We start from the raw sequence: 16934 nt of genomic DNA on the forward strand, positions 1-16934 counted from the left end.
GTAGGGCGCGTCAGCCTCCCGCGCCGATCCACCTGAGAACGAGCCAGGCGAGGATGCCGACCGCCAGTCCCCCAACCGCGTCGACGAGGTAGTGATAGCGTCCAGCGACGGTTGCCGCAGCAATCACCAGTGTCAGCAGGATGAGCAGCATGCCGGCGATCGGAAGAAACTGCGCCACGACCAAGGCCGCAGCGACCGCCACGGCAACATGGCCGCTGGGAAGCGTGTCGCCGCCGACACCCATGGATCCCGACACATGCTCATTCAGCTGGCGGAGCACGCGATGTGCAAGTGAGGCGGGTACGGCCGGTCGCGCGTGAGGATTGTCGGATCGATCGTGCGCTGCGATCTGTCGTGGCGGCCGCGCGGGCAACCACGGCAGCGTGCCGTAGCACGCGTAGCCGGAGGCCAGCACCGCTGACCAGAAGGTATCGGACACCTCGGATGGCGCCGTCGAGTACAGCAGAAGAAAACAGGCCGGGACGAACGGGTAAACGAGCAGATACACGGCTTCGAGCATGGCGCTGCGCCAGAACGGCGAGTCCAGATTCGACCCGAGCCAGGTGAGCAGCTGTCGGTCGGCCCTTGCGAGCCACGCTTCCAGACGAGGATTGGGGGGACGCTGCAGCCAGCCAGGCAGCCAGTAGCCGAACATCAGATATGCAGCGGGCGCCCAGTCACGTGCGATCGCGAGCCACCAGGCAGCGTCCGCCGCCGCGGCCATCGCAATCACGAGTGCCACGGCAGCCGCGGCGAGCCCGGCCACGGCCAGCCGCTTCTGCACAACGCCGCCCCTCGCCCCTCCGATCGCGACGAGAGCCGTGACGACGAAATAGGTGACGGCAATCCACTCGCTCACACGCATGGCGGTTCTCCGTCAGCCGCTGCGGTCGTTCCCATCTCCTAAATCGGTTATCGGCTTGGGGATCTACGAAGTAGCCAGGTTCGAGAAGATGGTGACGCTGACGACACACGCGTAACGACAACGTGACGAGTCTGTTCGTCTTGTCTCGAGGGCCGAGCCTGCATCGGGGCCGATTGGCCTGGAGAGGCACACTAGGCTACCAGAGGTGGTAGTACCCATCTCGCCGCACGAGCTCGACCGCGCTTCCGAACAGCTCACGTAACACGGCGGATGTCAGCACCTGTTCCTTCGGCCCGTCCAGGAAGAGCCGGCCATCCTTGAGCAGGATGACGCGCTCGATCTCCGGGATGCTCACCCGCGGTTGCAGACCATGGCCGAGCGCGCAAGCTTGGAATGTCCGCTCGCGATGAGGTGGTGTCGTAAGGAAATCCTGGGGCATCTCATCGATTCCGCCGCCAACAATCACCATCGCTTCATCCGGGCTCAAGCCGTCGTTCGCCTGCAGTTTCCTCCGTACCAGCAGGACCAGTGGGTCGCGGCACAAGGCTATCGCGAGCGTCCGTGGCTCGAGCTGGTCGAGCTCTGGCGGCTGTACAACCAGCACCTCGTTCACGTGATGAACAGGGTGCCGAAGGAGTCACTCGGGAACGAGTGCGTGGTCTCGCCTGACGAGCCGTCGACCCTGGCCGACCACATGGTGGACTACGTCCGCCACGTGGAGCATCACCTAGGGCAAATCTTCGCTCAGGGTTGAAGCGCGATGGGACCGTCACCGAGGCGGCTTGGGATCGCTCTTGAAGCTCTCGGGGAACGCCGTCGCTCCTGGTCCATCCTTACGCCGCAGGTTGTTCTGGCCGCCGCGATCTCGATAGAGCGGCATCTGCATGCCGTCGGTCTGCTCGAGGACGTCGAAGAGCTGTTGGTTCATCTGCTCCACGACCTCCTTGTGCGCGGGATCGTTGATGAGATTCTTGATCTCGCCAGGGTCGGCTTGTAGGTCGTACAGCTCGTCCAAGTCCCAAATGCCGTGATAGTGGATGTACTTGTAACGCTGCGCCCGCAAGGCATGGATGGTCGGCGTCTGAGGGAAGTTCCGTTCCCAGAAGTACTCGTACAGCACGGAGTCCCGCCACGGCACCTCTTTGCCTCGCGCGAGGTCGAGGAAGCTGCGGCCGTCCATGTCCGAAGGCGGCTGGAGCCCGGCGGCCGCGAGCACGGTCGGTGCGATGTCGATGTTCCCCACGACCTCCGAGACCTTGCCGCCTGCGGGAAGCTCGCCTGGCGCATACGCGACGAGCGGTACCAGCATCGACTCCTCGTATGCTGTCCGCTTGTCGATGAGACCATGCTCACCCCAGGCAAAGCCGTTGTCTCCCATGAGCATGATGACGGTTGATTCGAGCAGGCCTTGCTCGCGGAGCGCCTCAACCACGCGACCCACACTGTCGTCCACGGCCAACACGGCCTCCAGGTACCGACGGTACTCCTCCGTGATGTCGCGCCGGCCGTAGTACGCGAAGTCGACGCCGTGCCAGCTGTTGCGTTGGTTGGTGACCCACATGGGACGCCCGGCCGGATCGGTGGTGGGATCGAACGAGGCGGGCCAGTCCACCTGCTGCTTTGCGTAGCGCCCTTGATGGCGCTCGGCCGGCGTGAAATTCTCGTGGACGGCCTTGTGCGACAAGTAGAGCATGAACGGGCGCTTCGCATCGCGCTCTTTCAGCCAGTCGAGGGCGTAGTCGGTGAGCTCGTCGGTGATGTATCCCTTCTGTGGGACATGACGGCCGTTGACATTGAAGATCGTCTTGGGCCCCGGGAGATACTGTCCTTGCCCACTGAAGCTGACCCAATGATCGAATCCGCGTTGGGGGTCGTCTGTATCGTGGCCCATGTGCCATTTCCCGACGAACGCGGTCTCGTAGCCGCCGTTCTGCAGGTACTGCGAGAAGAACACGAGGCCAGGCGGGACAGGCTCGTTGTTGTTGATGACGCGGTGCCGATGCGCGTAGAGCCCGGTCAGAATGGACGCTCGGCTCGGCGAGCAGAGCGAGGTCGTGACCACCGCATGCGGGAAGTGCACGCCGCCGCGAGCCAGCGCGTCGATGTGGGGTGTTTCGACGAACGGGTGGCCCGTGAAGCCGAACACGTCGTACCGCAAGTCGTCCACCAGAATGAAGACGACGTTGCGGGGCTTCGCGTTGGGGATGGGCGGTAGTTGCAGCGATGGCTGTGCCTCAGTCGCCGATTCCGTGCTCTGTCCACTGTGCGCGCGCGCTCTCTCTCCAGCGGAAAAGGGCTCGGATCCGACCGAGGTTGTTATGACGTACAGAAGCGGAAGGGTGGTGACAAGGAAGCGAAGCATGGCTCGAGTTATGGATGCCCGCCCAATATACAGGTATCGTCTTCCCACACACAAGGAGCGCAGGCCCTTCCGACAGCGTCAGGTGATCGGGAAAGAGAGCTCAGAGCTCAACACCTCAACACTCAACTCCCGTGCCTTGACCGACCCGTGGAGATCATGGTAAGGAAGTAAGGTAGAGCGCTGAGAATGCAGTAATACCTGAACGACTGTAAGGCCTCATGGAGGGAGCCATGGCGAAGCACCAAGACGTTCGCTACGCCAGCCGTCTGACGCGAAAGGCGCAGGTCACGATACCCCGGGCCGTGCGAGAGACCCTCGGCGTGGCGCCCGGGGATTACATCGCCTACGAGCTGGGCGAGGGACGCGTCTCGCTCCGCCGTGTGGAGCCATTCGACCTCGAGTTCCATGCGGCCCTCAGCGAGACCCTCGACGAGTGGAGTACGCCGGAGGACGAAGAGGCGTTCCGTGACCTGTGACGCCTGGGAGGTCGTGGCCGTGCCGTTTCCCTTCACGGATCGTAGTGGGCAAAAGCGTCGTCCGGCGCTCATCTTGAGCCCGCGCCGCTTCAATGCCGAGGGGCACAGCGTGATGGCCATGATGACCACCAAGCGTCATGCGCCCTGGCCCGGCGACACCTCGATTGCCAATCTCGATGCCGCTGGACTCCGTACCGCCTGCATCGTCCGCCTCAAGATCTTCACCCTCGACAATCGCCTCATCGTCCGCCGGATCGGCTCGCTGGCGGCGCCAGACAAGAAGGCAATCCGCGCGAGCGTCCGCCAGCATCTCTGGTAGGCGGCAGGCAGCCGTCCAGCCGGTTCCAACCACTCGCGAGCGCGCGATAACGCCAGGCTATGCCTACCATCAAAATAATAGATACGAACGATCCTATGCATATAATCGCTGCACGGTCTTTCTGCTCGAGGGGCGCCGGCCGCCATCGTGCTCTGGAAACCGAGAGTACGGCGGTCTCTGTGTTCCCATCTCCCGTGGGCAGTACGAAGAAAGGCAGCGCGCTTGATGGACCCGTATCCCCAGCGACCCCAAGGTGGCCTCTACACACCGGATCGTGAGCACGACGCCTGCGGCGTCGGCTTTCTCGTGAATCTCAAGGGGCGTCGCAGCCGTTCCATTGTCAATCTTGGTCTCGAGGCGCTCGAACGGCTTGCGCACCGCGCGGCCACCGGCGGGGACTGTTGCACGGGCGATGGGGCGGGTCTCCTCATCCAGATTCCTGACAAACTGTTCCGCCGTGAGGCGGCGCTCGGCCGCATCACGGCGGACGAGAGCGCCCCCCGGCTCACGACGCTGCCCGCGTCCGGGCGCTACGCCGTTGGCTTGTTCTTCGGCTCACCAGACCCACAGGCGAACGCCCTCGCAAAGATGCTGTTTGCCATGGTCGTGCGGCAGGAGGGCCAACAGCTTCTCGGCTGGCGCCGCGTTCCCACCGACAATCGCAGTCTCGGTGACATTGCCAAGGGCGTCGAGCCGGCGATGGACCACGTCTTCCTGGCGCCCGGCGAGGCGGCAGACGATGAGGACGCCTTCGAGCGGAGGCTGCTCGTCATTCGGCAGCGCTTTCAGACGCTCGTCCGCACCAGCGGCATCGACGACCGCAAGTACTTCTACGTCGCGAGCCTCTCGTGTCGCACGCTGGTGTACAAGGGCATGCTCACGCCGATGCAGCTCCGCGAGTATTTCGCGGATCTCGACGACCCGCGGCTCGAGAGCGCGCTGTGTCTGTTCCACTCGCGTTTTTCGACCAACACGTTTCCGAGCTGGGAGCTGGCGCATCCCTACCGCATGGTCGCGCACAACGGCGAGATCAACACGCTGCGCGGCAACATCAACTGGATGCGCGCGCGCGAGGCGCAGCTCGCGTCACCGCTTCTCGACGGGGACATTCCGAAGATCCTGCCAGTGGTCCGGGAAGGGCTCAGCGACTCGGCCTGCTTCGACTCCGTCCTGGAGCTCTTGGCGTTGGGCGGACGCTCGCTCCCGCATGCCGTGATGATGATGATCCCCGAAGCGTGGGAGCGCCACGAGAGCATGAGCGCCGAGAAGAAGTCGTTCTACGCCTATCACTCCTGTCTCATGGAGCCGTGGGACGGACCCGCCTGCATTTGCTTCACCGACGGGCGGCAGATTGGTGCCGTCCTCGACCGAAACGGCTTGCGACCGGCGCGCTACTGGGTCACGAAGGACGACCTCGTCATCGTCGGCTCCGAAGTGGGCATTCTCGATGTCCCGGCGGACCGCATCGCGGAGAAGGGACGCTTGCAGCCGGGGCGGATGTTCCTCGTCGACCTGCACGAGCAGCGCATTATTGGTGACGATGAGCTGAAGCATCGAATTGCAACGGAACAGCCATACCAGCAGTGGGTCGCGGAGAATCTCATTCCACTCGATCACCTGGATCCGGCCGATCCGCCGCCGGCACTCCAGCCCGATGAGCGACACGTTCGCCAGCTCGCCTTCGGCTACACGCAGGAAGAGCTCAAGCTGCTCCTGGCGCCGATGGCGATGAAGGGCGAGGAGGCGGTCGGCTCGATGGGGAACGACGCCGCGCTGGCGGTGCTCAGCAATCGGCCACGCGCGCTGGCGGACTACTTCCAGCAGTTGTTCGCGCAGGTGACCAATCCGCCGCTGGATGCGATCCGAGAACGGCTGGTCACGTCGGTGACGACCGCCATCGGACCCGAGCGAAACCTGCTCGACCCGGAACCGGACAGTTGTCGGATGATTCTGTGCGACAGCCCGTTCCTCGACAACGAGGAAATGGCCCGCTTCAAGGCGCTTGCGCAGTACGACCGCGTGGGGCACCGGTTTGCCGCGAACGGTCGAAGCGCCGATCTCGAGCCGGCAGTTGGTGCTGGAGAACGCAAGGGGCCCGAGCCAGACAACCCGTACTACGTGACGGCGCTCGACATGATCTTTCCGGTCGCGGAGGGTGAGGAGGGGCTCGAGCCGGCGCTCAAGGCGTTGTTTGCAAAGGCGGACATTGCCATTGGCAAGGGTGCGAGGGTCCTCGTGCTTTCGGATCGGGCGGTGGATGCCCATCACGCGGCGATTCCCGCGCTGCTGGCGGTGGCAGGGCTGCAGAATCACCTGGTTCGCGAGGGCACGCGCACGAACGTGACGCTCATCGTCGAGACGGGCGAGGCGCGCGAGGTGCACCAATTTGCGACGCTCATCGGCTACGGTGCAAGCGCCGTCAATCCTTGGCTGGTGCTGGAGACGCTGCCGGCGCTTGGCGATCTCGGCTTCGTGGATCCCACGATGCCAGCGGCCAAGCTGCGCCGCCAGTACCTCAAGGCCGTAGAAAAGGGTGTCGTCAAAGTGATGTCCAAGATGGGCATCTCGACGATTGCCAGCTATCGCGGGGCACAGGTGTTCGAGGCTGTCGGTTTGTCGAAGGAGCTCGTCGACAAGTACTTCACTTACACGCCATCACGCATCGGCGGTCTCGGCATTCGCGAGATTGCGCGCGAGACCCTCGTGCATCACGCGCAGGCCTTCGGGTACGCGCGGCCGCCGAAGCTTTATGCGAAGGCGGAAGGCCGCGCGCTACCGGCGGCTGCTACGGTCGTGCGTAGCGCGGGGCCTTCAGGCCCCGCGTCGCCAAGCCGCGTGTTACCCGAGCTCGACAGCGGCGGCCAATATCAATGGCGCAGCGAGGGTGAATACCACCTCTTCAACCCGGAGACCGTCTTTCGCCTGCAGCACGCGACGCGCTCCGCGCGCTACGACATGTTCCGGGAGTACACCCGTCGTGTCGACGAGCAGAGCGAGCGCATGGCGACGCTGCGGGGCCTGTTCGCGATTCGGCCCGCCGGCCGGACGCCGGTGCCCCTCGACGAGGTGGGGCCGGTCGACGATATCGTCAAGCGCTTCTGTACGGGCGCGATGAGCTATGGCGCGATCAGCGCAGAGGCGCACGAGACGCTCGCGGTGGCCATGAACCGCCTCGGCGGGCGCTCGAACAGCGGCGAGGGAGGTGAGGATCCGCAACGGTACGTCCCGGATCCGAACGGCGACTCCCGGCGCAGCGCCATCAAGCAGGTGGCGTCGGCTCGATTCGGCGTCACGAGCGAGTATCTCGTCAACGCCGACGAGCTGCAGATCAAGATGGCGCAGGGCGCCAAGCCGGGCGAGGGAGGGCAGCTTCCGGGCAACAAGGTCTATCCCTGGATCGCCAAGGTTCGCTACTCGACGCCGGGTGTCGGTCTCATCAGCCCACCGCCGCATCACGACATCTATTCGATCGAAGACCTCGCACAGCTCATCTTCGATCTCAAGAACGCGAACCCACGGGCGCGGGTCAGCGTCAAGCTGGTGGCGGAGGTGGGTGTTGGCACCGTGGCGGCCGGTGTGGCCAAGGCGAAGAGCGACCATGTGCTCATCAGCGGCCACGATGGCGGCACGGGCGCCAGTCCCTTGACCTCGATCAAGCACGCCGGCATCCCGTGGGAGCTCGGCCTCGCCGAAACGCAGCAAACGCTCATTGCGAACGACTTGCGCGACCGCATCGTCGTGCAGGTCGATGGGCAGCTCAAGACGGGGCGTGACGTCGTGGTTGCCGCACTGCTCGGCGCCGAGGAATATGGCTTTTCCACGGCACCGCTCGTCGTCATGGGTTGCGTCATGATGCGCGTCTGCCACTTGGACACCTGTCCGGTAGGTGTCGCGACGCAGAATCCGCAGCTGCGCGCAAAGTTCACAGGGCGTGCCGAGCACGTCGTCAACTTCTTCCGTTTCGTTGCCGAAGAGGTGCGCGAGCACATGGCGCAGCTCGGCTTTCGCACGTTGGACGAGATGATCGGCCGAGCGGACCTGCTCGACGTCGTGCCTGCCGTTGAGCACTGGAAGGCGCACGGGCTCGATCTCTCCACGATCCTCTACGCTCCGTGGCTGGAGACCGAGACCGACACCGAGCGCACGACGGTAGCTCTGCATGCTGTGACGGCGCAGGAGCACGGGCTGCGTTCGGTGCTCGACAATGAGCTCTTGAAGATTGCAGAGCCGGCGCTGCTCGGTCGCGAGCGCGTGAACGCGTCGCGCCGAATACGGAACGTCAATCGGGCCACGGGCACGATGCTGGGGAGCGAGGTCACCCGACGCTTCGGTGCCGAGGGGTTGCCGGACGACACCATCGAGCTGCGCTTCACCGGGTCGGCGGGGCAGAGCTTTGGAGCGTTCCTCCCGCGCGGTATCACGATGACGCTCGAGGGTGATGCCAACGATTATGTCGGGAAGGGGCTTTCGGGCGGCCGGTTGATTCTCGTCCCGCCCGCGAATGCGGGCTTCGTCCCGGAGCGGAACATCATTGCGGGTAACGTCATGCTCTACGGCGCCACAGGCGGCGAGCTATTCGTGCGCGGTGTCGTGGGCGAGCGGTTTGCTGTCCGCAACAGTGGTGCTCACACTGTGGTCGAGGGTGTCGGCGATCACGGATGCGAGTACATGACGGGTGGACGCGTTCTGGTGCTTGGGGCGACGGGGCGTAATTTTGCGGCCGGCATGAGCGGCGGCATTGCCTACGTCGCGAATGTCAACGGTGACTTCGAGCGGCGTTGCAACCTCGAGATGGTGGCGCTCGAGACGCTGGATGAGGACGATGCGCAGTTCGTGCAGGGCATGCTGGCCAGGCACTATGAGCTGACCGGCAGCTCGGTGGCCAAGCAGCTGCTCGACGGTTGGCCGGCGGAGGCTGGGCGCTTCGCGAAGGTGATGCCAATCGACTACAAGCGTGCCCTCGAGCGGGAGAGACAGGAAGAGCTGGCCCTACTGGCCAGCGCCTGACACAAGATGGGTAATCCGACTGGGTTCATCGAGTTTCGACGGGAGACGCCGACGCGCCGGCCGGCCGACGTGCGCGTGCGCGACTACGACGAGGTGTACGAGCCGTTTCCGGAGGCGAGCCTGCGCGGGCAGGCCTCGCGCTGCATGGACTGTGGCATTCCGTTCTGCCACCAGGGGTGCCCGCTTGGGAACCTCATTCCGGAGTGGAACGATCTCGTCTACCACGATCGCTGGCGTGAAGCACTTGCCCGCCTGCATGCGACCAACAACTTTCCGGAGTTCACCGGTCGTTTGTGTCCGGCGCCGTGTGAGTCTTCGTGCGTGCTCAGCATCAACGACGATCCGGTCACGATCAAACAGGTCGAGGTCAGCATCATCGACCGCGGGTTGGACGAGGGATGGGTAGTCCCGGAGCCACCGGCGCATCGCACGGAGCGCCGCGTTGCCGTGATCGGGTCTGGCCCATCCGGTCTCGCCTGCGCGCAGCAGCTCGCGCGGGAAGGCCACGAGGCCGTCGTCTTCGAGCGTGCGGACCGCGTGGGCGGCTTACTCCGTTACGGCATCCCCGATTTCAAGATGCACAAGCGCCTGCTCGATCGGCGGCTCGAGCAGATGGTGGCCGAGGGCGTCCTGTTTCGGCCGGGTGTCAGCGCGGGCGTTGACGTGACGGGTGAGGAGTTGATCAGCGATTTCGACGCTGTGTGTCTCGCGGTTGGAGCCACGGCACCGCGTGGCCTCAATGTGCCGGGTGACGATCTTGCCGGGGTCCATCTGGCGATGGACTATCTCGAGCAACAGAATCGACGGCTGGCCGGGGACTCGCTCGATCCGGTACAGGACATCACTGCCCGCGGCAAGCGCGTGATCATTCTGGGCGGTGGGGACACTGGCGCGGACTGTCTGGGCACGGCGCACCGCCAAGGCGCGCGGGAGGTCCTGCAGTTCGAGATTGCCCCTCGGCCACCGGACGCCCGTGTGTCCAATAATCCGTGGCCGGAATGGCCCAACATCTTCCGCGTATCCGCGGCCCACGAGGAAGGCGGCGCGCGCGAGTACTCGCTGATGACGACCCGGCTCGAGGGAGACGGCCAGGGTCGGGTGACGCGGCTGCACGGTGTGCGTGTCGAGACGATTGTCGAGAACGGGCGGCTCACGTTCAAGCCAATCGAGGGAACCGATTTCGTCGAGGATGCGGATCTCGTGCTCGTCGCGACCGGATTCGTTGGCCCAGAGCGCAGTCCGCTCTTCGAGCAGCTTGGCATCGAGCTCGATGCTCGCGGTCGCATCAAGCACGACGCGGATTACCACACCACGGCCGACGGTGTCTTCGTCGCGGGCGATGCCCGCCGCGGCGCGTCGCTCATTGTCTGGGCGATTGCCGAAGGACGACGTGCTGCGGCCGCGGTGGATCGCTATTTGTCGGCAGCAAGATCGGCTCTGCCCTCATTCTCCTCCTGAATCCCCCGTGCGGTCGGGACCAGTGCCCACGGCCCCGACCGCCTTCTTTTTACGTCGGTCTCTTTGTGTACAGGTACGACACGATCAGTAGCAGCACACCCAGCACCAACACCGTCGCCATCTTGTAGAACTGGCTGAGCGTCGCGAGGTCGATCACGAAAACCTTGAGGATCGTGACGGCGAATAGCGCAAGCGCCAGATAGCGAATGGGGGCGTACTGTCGCCTGAGGCCGATGGCGACGAGTACTAGGGCGTATCCCGCCCACAGTGCCGAGATGGTGCCCTGCCGCGCAAGATCCGGCGACGTCAACCAGCTACCGCTGTAACCCAGGTGTTGGAACGCCGTGCTGGTCTCGACGGTGAGCGCGAGCAGAGTGACCAGATTCGCGCTGACGAAGAGCAGCGCGCGCATGCCATCCTGCGCCGCGGCCTCCCATCGTCGGTACATGGCTGCGGTCACGTACATGACGGCCACGACGCATGTGCTCGTGAAGGCGAGCGTATTCAGGAAAGGCACGGCGATGCCAGCGTGGCCTGAAAGCAGGTGGCCAACGAGACGAAGACCGGCGACGATCACCAGTAACTCACCCACGCCTCGCGCCCAGCGGCGCTGGCCGATGAGACCGAGCCAGACGAGCGAGCAGCCTTCGATGGCTAGCGCCACGGTAGCCACGTAGCCCTCGAGCCAAATAACGATGGAGGCTGCCGTGAGGCCGAGCGCGAGGCCCAGGTGGTGCATGGCCGCCGCGGGCAGGCGCGACCAAAGCCCCGTCGCGACCAGGCCGTTGACAGCGGCAAGACCGAGGGTGGCAGGTGCTTGCCAGTCCGGCGCATGAACGCCCAGCAGCTGATAGCTGACCGCGAACAGCCACCACCCATTCAAGTGAATGAGCGCCACGCGCGAAAGGGGAACGGGCCGGGGCTGACTACTATCCGAGGCACCCGCCGAACGCCAGGCGACCAGCAGATGCGCTACATAGATCGCTCCACCGGCCCCAAGGGCCGGCCACAGCCACTCACCGCGCGCGAACCCTTGCGCATGCACCAAGAACGGCACAGCCGCTGCAGCCCAGAAGACGAGCGTGGCATCCCGGCGTTCGGAACCGACGTCGAACATCACGCCTACCAGCGCCAGCGCGACCAGGAAAACGAGGAGTGCTGCATCATGTCCCGCGAGCAGGCCGAGCGAGACGATGTAGTACAAGACCGGCGCCGAGAGGATCGCTGCAACGATGACGTCCTTCCTGGGCGAGCTCGAGTGCCTTGCCTGTAATGCCGCCAGGATGAAGACCGCTGCAAATGCGGTCAGGAACAGCTCGGTCGTCAGCCAGAGCGACGGCTGGTAGGCGCTGTTCGCCCAGCCGAGCAAGCTTGCCGCGGTGGCAGCGTACGCAAGGACCGGCAGAGCGGGCCAGTCGTGGCGCGCCGCGATGACCACCGTACCGCCCGCTAGAACCAAATCGAAGGTGAGCAGCGCGATGGGGCTCTCGCGGTATCCGCCGGCGAGGAAGGGCGTGACGAAGCCACCGATCACTGCCAAGGCGGCAAACGGCAGCGACTCGTAGCGGCGCGCTAGCACGTATGCGAGTGCGGTCACACCGAGCAGCAGAGGAAACGCCAGCGCGCTCTCGATCAGCGCGTAATAGCCGTATGCGGCGTAGACGGCCACATATAGGACGACCAGGCCGGCACTGCTCAGCACTTGGCCAAACAGGGGCGTGCCGCGCGCAACCAGCCGTTCACCGAGCGCGATGAGCCCCACGCCCGCTGTGGCTGCGAGTCCTACGCGCGTCACCTCGTTCAGCCACAGTTGCGCAAACGCATAGCGCACGAAGTATCCCAGGCCAAGGATGATCGCTGCCACGCCGATGTACAGGAGCCAGCGCGTGCCGATGAGCGTCTCGATCTCTCCGCGCGGCGCGGCGGGCGCCGGGCCGGTAGCTTCAGGATGGCTCTCCAACGCCGACGACTCTGGAGGCATCGATTGGTGCGGCGTGTGCTCCGCTGCTGCTGCCCTGGCGGAGGGTGCGGGCACAGTTGGCTGTTGCCGGCGGACCAGCAGCACCGGAATCAGAACGAGCAAGGCGATGCCGATGGCTGCAAAGAATGCCATCAGCAGGAGTAGGAACAGGAGCTCCACCAGCGCTTCTCCTAACGCAAGACCAGCTCTGCAAGAGCCTACAGGCTCTCACATCGGTCATTCTGCATTAGAAGAAGTGCTAGGGGCGAGGGCCTGCCACAGCACGTAGCGACCGTGCTACGTACCGTTGAACCTTCTCAAGGTCGAACTGTGATCTCGATGGCCTTGAGGAATTTCACGGGTTGGCCGTCTCGCGTCGCCGGCTTGTATTGCCAGCTCTCGGCGGCGTCCAACACCAGCGCATCATAGATTGGGTGTAGCGGTTGCGTCACCGCCGCACGCTCGACGCGCCCTTGCTCGTCGATGAGCACCTCGAGTGCCAGCGTCGCGGGTTGGCGATTGAGGGTGATGCCGCGCGGCGGAGGGACCTTTTGGCTGATGACGACTGGTGGGATGATTTCGGGTGGCGTCGCGGCACGAGGCTTGCTTGGTGGGACGTCCGCTGCCGCATCCGTCGTATCCTCGCCAGCCGCGGTACCACCGGGCGCCGCCGCTCCATCCCCGTCGGTCTCCTCGTTCGGAGTACTGGCGCCGTCACTATTCGCTGCTGGCTCAGAGGGGGCCGGGGCGACTTCGAGGGGCACCGGGCTCGGCGCCGAGGCAGACGCAGGGGCATCATCTGCTGCGGAAGTCAGCGCCAGGAAACCGTCCACCAGGACACGCAGATCGGACGTGCCCATCTTTGCAAGATCAGAATCGTCGAGGAGCGGCCTCAGCTCCTTGAACGCGACCGCTGCTTCGTCGCGCTTTCCCTCGCTGAAGAGTGTCTTGGCTGCTGCGAAGCGCTCTTTGACGAGCGACGGCAGCACGCGCTGACGGACCTCGCCAAACAGCTCGCGCACGCGCGGCGATACTTCCGCCTCGGTGAGTCGCACCAGTGGATCTGCTTCGACGAGCGTCTCGAACGCGCCCTCTGCCTCCGGCGCTCGACCAAGAGCGATCAAGCACAGGGCTCGTGTCTTGGCCGCGCCCACGGTCTCGGCTCGTGTCGCCGGCCGGATGCCGGTCAACACGGCCAGCGCGTCGGCGAACTGTGCGGACGCGTACAGCGCCTTTGCCCGCTCGAGCGGCTCCTGTGCCCGCACCAGCAGCGGGGCCAGAAAGATCGTGGCGAGGCCGGCGATCCAAACGATGTTCTGGCGAACCGTAGTCATGACACTCTCCCCCGGAGAACGCGTGACGGCAGGGAGGGGGGCGCGCCGCAATCACCTGATGGGCAGGCCTGAATGAAGGCCTGCACTACTGGCTGAAATCCACTGTTGCCACTGCTGGCTCATCGGCACGGATTGTCACGGGCACGCGTCGCTCGCCAAGCTTCGGGTGACGGAACACCAGCTCGTAGCGTCCCACGGGCAGCGTGGCCTGGCCGATCGGGGTCTCGCCGAGCGAGCGACCGTTGACGAACACCTCTGCCCACGGCGTCGCATTGGCGTGCAATTGGCCATCCGGCAGCGTGACGGCCACCGTGAGGCCACGGCCGGCAGCGACGTCAATCATTTGCTCGTTGCGAAAGCCATACGTCTCGTTCACCAGGGTCAGCACATGCCTGCCGGGCCGGAGCGCCAGCTGGCCGCCATCGCTGGATCCGAGAACTTCACCCTTCTCCAGCACCGTGACTGGGATCTTCGAGGCAATGGTCACCTGTCCCGTCTGCGGCTGGGGTGGCGGCTTTGGCGCCAACGCCACTGCCAAGTTCGTCGTCTGACCGCCGCGAATCTGGACGTCACGTGTCTGCTCGATGCCCTCTCGGCTCAGACGTACGCTGTGGCGGCCTACGGACAGCTCTTTCAGGGTCAGCGGGGTGGTGCCGCGCGTCTGACCACCGATCTCCACCTGTGCACCGCTCGGATCGCTGGTAATGACGAGTGCGCCGGCGTTCGCTACCGGCTCCGGCGTATCGGAGGGAGGCGCCGCCCCACCCAGCTCGACGTACTGTGAAGCGACCTGTCCTGCCGCGACGCCAACGTGTTGCCGGCGGACAACGCCACCGGCACGCAGCTCGACGACGTGATACCCGGGCCAGACCCGGACGCTCAGCGGGGTTCTCCCACGCGGCCGGCCATCGATCGCGACGTCGACACCGCTCGGGCGCGACTCGATGATGATCTCGCCGTCGGCCGTGGCTCCACCACCCCTGCCAGGCCCAAAGAACCGCACTGCAATGTAGATTCCCTGCGCGAGAACGGCCAGGATCAGGCCCACGAGCAGGAGCCGCATCAAACGGCGCGAGCGCCCAGTGGCGATCGACACGCTGGGCTCCGCCTGACGATCGTGCAGGATCGAGGGAGGCGCGCCTGGCGCGCGGGTCGACGGCGCGAGAAAGGTGTGCCCAGTAGGTGAGCCGGCGCCACCGCGCCCTGCCGCTTCGGTTGGCGGCGCGGGCTGTCCAAGCGTAGCGGGTTGCACCGCCCCGGGACTTGACCCAGCACTGGGACCCTCAGACTCTCGTCTCTCGACGGGCCCGCCCCGAGCCGGGTCGAGGGGCTGGTCCCGAGCGGAGTCGAGGGACGACCCTGAGCGAGACTCGATTGCGTCGGGACGTCCTGAGCTTGTCCCCCCTCGGCCGTGCTCAGGGCCATCCTCAGGTTCTTGACGGGTCGAGGGGCTGAGGCTCGAGGCGCTTGGGGTTTCGGCGGCGGAGGAAGTTTCCACCACCAGGGCCCGCGGCGTGTTCGCCTCTGGTGCAAAGGCCTCGAGCGCACCGAGCTCTTCGTCGCGCGATGGCCACACGAGCTGCGGCGTGTGCTCACCGCTCACGAGCGGCGCTGACTCTTCACCGGAAATCGGCTTGCTGACTTGGCTGCCAGGAGAGGAGGTGGCCCAAGTACGCGGCCGGGGCTCACCACTCATGGTTGACTCTGCCCACGACAAACTCCAATCCGCTCGCGACTGAGCACCCGGGGCCCGCAAGTGAGCGTCGCCCCTCGACTCGCTCGCTCGGGGCGCGGCCGACAGGCTGCGTCCCGGAAGAAGAGCGAAGCTCTTCCGTTAGCCCGGAAACCTATTGAGGTCGTCTCCGCCTCCCGAATGGTCTCCAGCGGCGGCGACGATTGGGGCCAGCCGAAGGAATAATAATCCAAACTGGCGTATACCAATACAAGGTACGTGTTCGACGCCTGTTTTCACCCTTACAGACACCCTACTACATTCAACGCCTTGCTCCGGCTCAAGGCACGGATCGTGCTCGCTCGGCAGCAACGCGTTGCGGTGGCCGCCAGTCTTGATCTGTCAGGTCAATCTCCCCGCGCTCCACGATGCGGACGAGCGCCTCGACGACCCCAGGGTCGAAGTGCTTGCCGCTCTGACTGGCGATTTCCCCCAGCGCGTTGCTGATCGACCAGGCCGGCTTGTACGGTCGTGAGTGCGTGAGCGCGTCGAACACGTCCGCCACGGCGACGATACGGCTTACGAGCGGGATCTCATCACCCTTGAGCGCGCGGTCGTATCCCGACCCGTCCCAGTGCTCGTGGTGTGTCAGCGCGATCTGTTCCGCCATCTGCAGCAATCCGTGTGCGCTGCCGGAGAGCAGGTCGGCGCCTGCAGCCGTGTGTGCCCGCATCGCCGCGTACTCCTGCTCATCCAGCCGGGCGAACTTCAGCAGAATCTGGTCTGGGATCGCGATCTTTCCAAGGTCGTGCAGCGGTGCCGCCAACCGCAGTAGGCGGACCGTCTCCGTGGACAGTCCCATCTCCGCGCCGATCTGCGCGGCGACCCGTCCCACCCGATGCATGTGCTGCATCGTGTCATCGTCACGAAACTCCGCTGCGAGCGTGAGACGGTACAAGATCTCCTTTTGCGCATCTTCGAGCTCTGTCGTGCGGTCGCGGACCTTTCGCTCGAGCAGCTCGTTTTGCGCCTGGAGCGCCACGTACAGAAACCGCGCCTCGAGCAAGTTGCGCAGCCGAAGCAGGATCTCGGTTCGGTCGAACGGCTTGTTGACGAAATCCTTCGCGCCGACGGCCAAGGCGCGCTTCTTCACTGAATGGCTGTCGTCTGCCGTGATGAAGACAATCGGCAGAAACTCGTCCTCACGGATGTGCGGCGTGATCTCGGCGAGCACGTGAAAGCCATCGTGGCCTGGCATGTGCAGGTCCAGCAAAACCAAATCTGGGCGGTGGTCGAGGAACAGGCGCAGCGCCGCGCGCGGATCGCTCGTTCCGACGACGTGGAGAAGCCCCGCGCCTCGGAGCAGCCGCTCGAGAATCTCGACGTTCGATGGTTGATCGTCGACGACGAGGACGCGTGCTTCTGGCCACGGCAAATCCGACATGGTGCACGCCCTGAAGAGAGCTGGGGAGCGCTCAATC

11 protein-coding genes are annotated in these 16934 nt (G+C 65.0%); 5 read left to right on the forward strand and 6 right to left on the reverse strand.

The window, feature by feature from the left end; genetic code table 11:
* Nucleotides 1–10: 10 nt before the first annotated feature.
* Complete coding sequence (locus GEV06_05070; protein MPZ17269.1) at nt 11–865, reverse strand: phosphatase PAP2 family protein; 855 nt, start codon at nt 863–865, stop codon at nt 11–13.
* A 370-nt stretch (nt 866–1235) separates the two neighbouring features.
* Here GEV06_05070 and GEV06_05075 point away from each other — a divergent pair, with 370 nt between their 5' ends.
* A complete protein-coding gene (locus tag GEV06_05075) occupies nt 1236–1619 on the forward strand; it encodes a DinB family protein (GenBank protein ID MPZ17270.1) in 384 nt (127 codons plus the stop codon).
* 15 nt (nt 1620–1634) lie between these two features.
* Here GEV06_05075 and GEV06_05080 read toward each other — a convergent pair whose 3' ends face one another.
* Nucleotides 1635–3227, reverse strand: a complete 1593-nt coding sequence (locus GEV06_05080) for a sulfatase-like hydrolase/transferase (GenBank protein ID MPZ17271.1) — start codon at nt 3225–3227, stop codon at nt 1635–1637.
* Nucleotides 3228–3457: 230 nt separating this feature from the next.
* Between GEV06_05080 and GEV06_05085 the strand changes: the two genes are divergently transcribed.
* The 4 genes from GEV06_05085 (at nt 3458) to gltD (ending at nt 10487) form a co-directional block, all read left to right on the forward strand.
* Nucleotides 3458–3703: an AbrB/MazE/SpoVT family DNA-binding domain-containing protein gene (locus GEV06_05085; GenBank protein ID MPZ17272.1), complete on the forward strand. Its 246-nt coding sequence runs from the start codon at nt 3458–3460 to the stop codon at nt 3701–3703.
* Nucleotides 3693–4022, forward strand: coding sequence for a type II toxin-antitoxin system PemK/MazF family toxin (locus GEV06_05090; protein ID MPZ17273.1), 330 nt, complete (start codon nt 3693–3695; stop codon nt 4020–4022). The genes GEV06_05085 and GEV06_05090 overlap by 11 nt, the downstream gene beginning before the upstream one ends.
* Nucleotides 4023–4247: 225 nt before the next feature.
* Nucleotides 4248–9029: a glutamate synthase subunit alpha gene (locus GEV06_05095; GenBank protein ID MPZ17274.1), complete on the forward strand. Its 4782-nt coding sequence runs from the start codon at nt 4248–4250 to the stop codon at nt 9027–9029.
* Between the two features lie 6 nt (nt 9030–9035).
* Entirely contained in the window at nt 9036–10487 is a 1452-nt protein-coding gene (gene gltD / locus GEV06_05100; protein ID MPZ17275.1) for a glutamate synthase small subunit, read from the forward strand.
* 49 nt (nt 10488–10536) lie between these two features.
* Here the strand turns inward: gltD and GEV06_05105 are convergent, their stop codons facing one another.
* The 4 genes from GEV06_05105 to GEV06_05120 form a co-directional block, all read right to left on the reverse strand.
* Nucleotides 10537–12627: a DUF2339 domain-containing protein gene (locus GEV06_05105; GenBank protein ID MPZ17276.1), complete on the reverse strand. Its 2091-nt coding sequence runs from the start codon at nt 12625–12627 to the stop codon at nt 10537–10539.
* 137 nt (nt 12628–12764) lie between these two features.
* Nucleotides 12765–13781 carry a TonB family protein gene (locus GEV06_05110; GenBank protein MPZ17277.1) on the reverse strand — a complete coding sequence of 339 codons (1017 nt, stop codon included), beginning with the start codon at nt 13779–13781 and terminating at the stop codon, nt 12765–12767.
* An 85-nt stretch (nt 13782–13866) separates the two neighbouring features.
* On the reverse strand, nt 13867–15477 hold the full coding sequence (locus GEV06_05115; GenBank protein ID MPZ17278.1) for a PEGA domain-containing protein: 1611 nt from the start codon (nt 15475–15477) through the stop codon (nt 13867–13869).
* A gap of 316 nt (nt 15478–15793) precedes the next feature.
* Nucleotides 15794–16897 (reverse strand): response regulator, encoded by a 1104-nt coding sequence (locus tag GEV06_05120; GenBank protein MPZ17279.1) that lies wholly within the window; start codon nt 16895–16897, stop codon nt 15794–15796.
* Between the last annotated feature and the right edge of the window lie 37 nt (nt 16898–16934).

This window comes from Luteitalea sp., assembly GCA_009377605.1.
Taxonomy (GTDB): domain Bacteria; phylum Acidobacteriota; class Vicinamibacteria; order Vicinamibacterales; family Vicinamibacteraceae; genus WHTT01.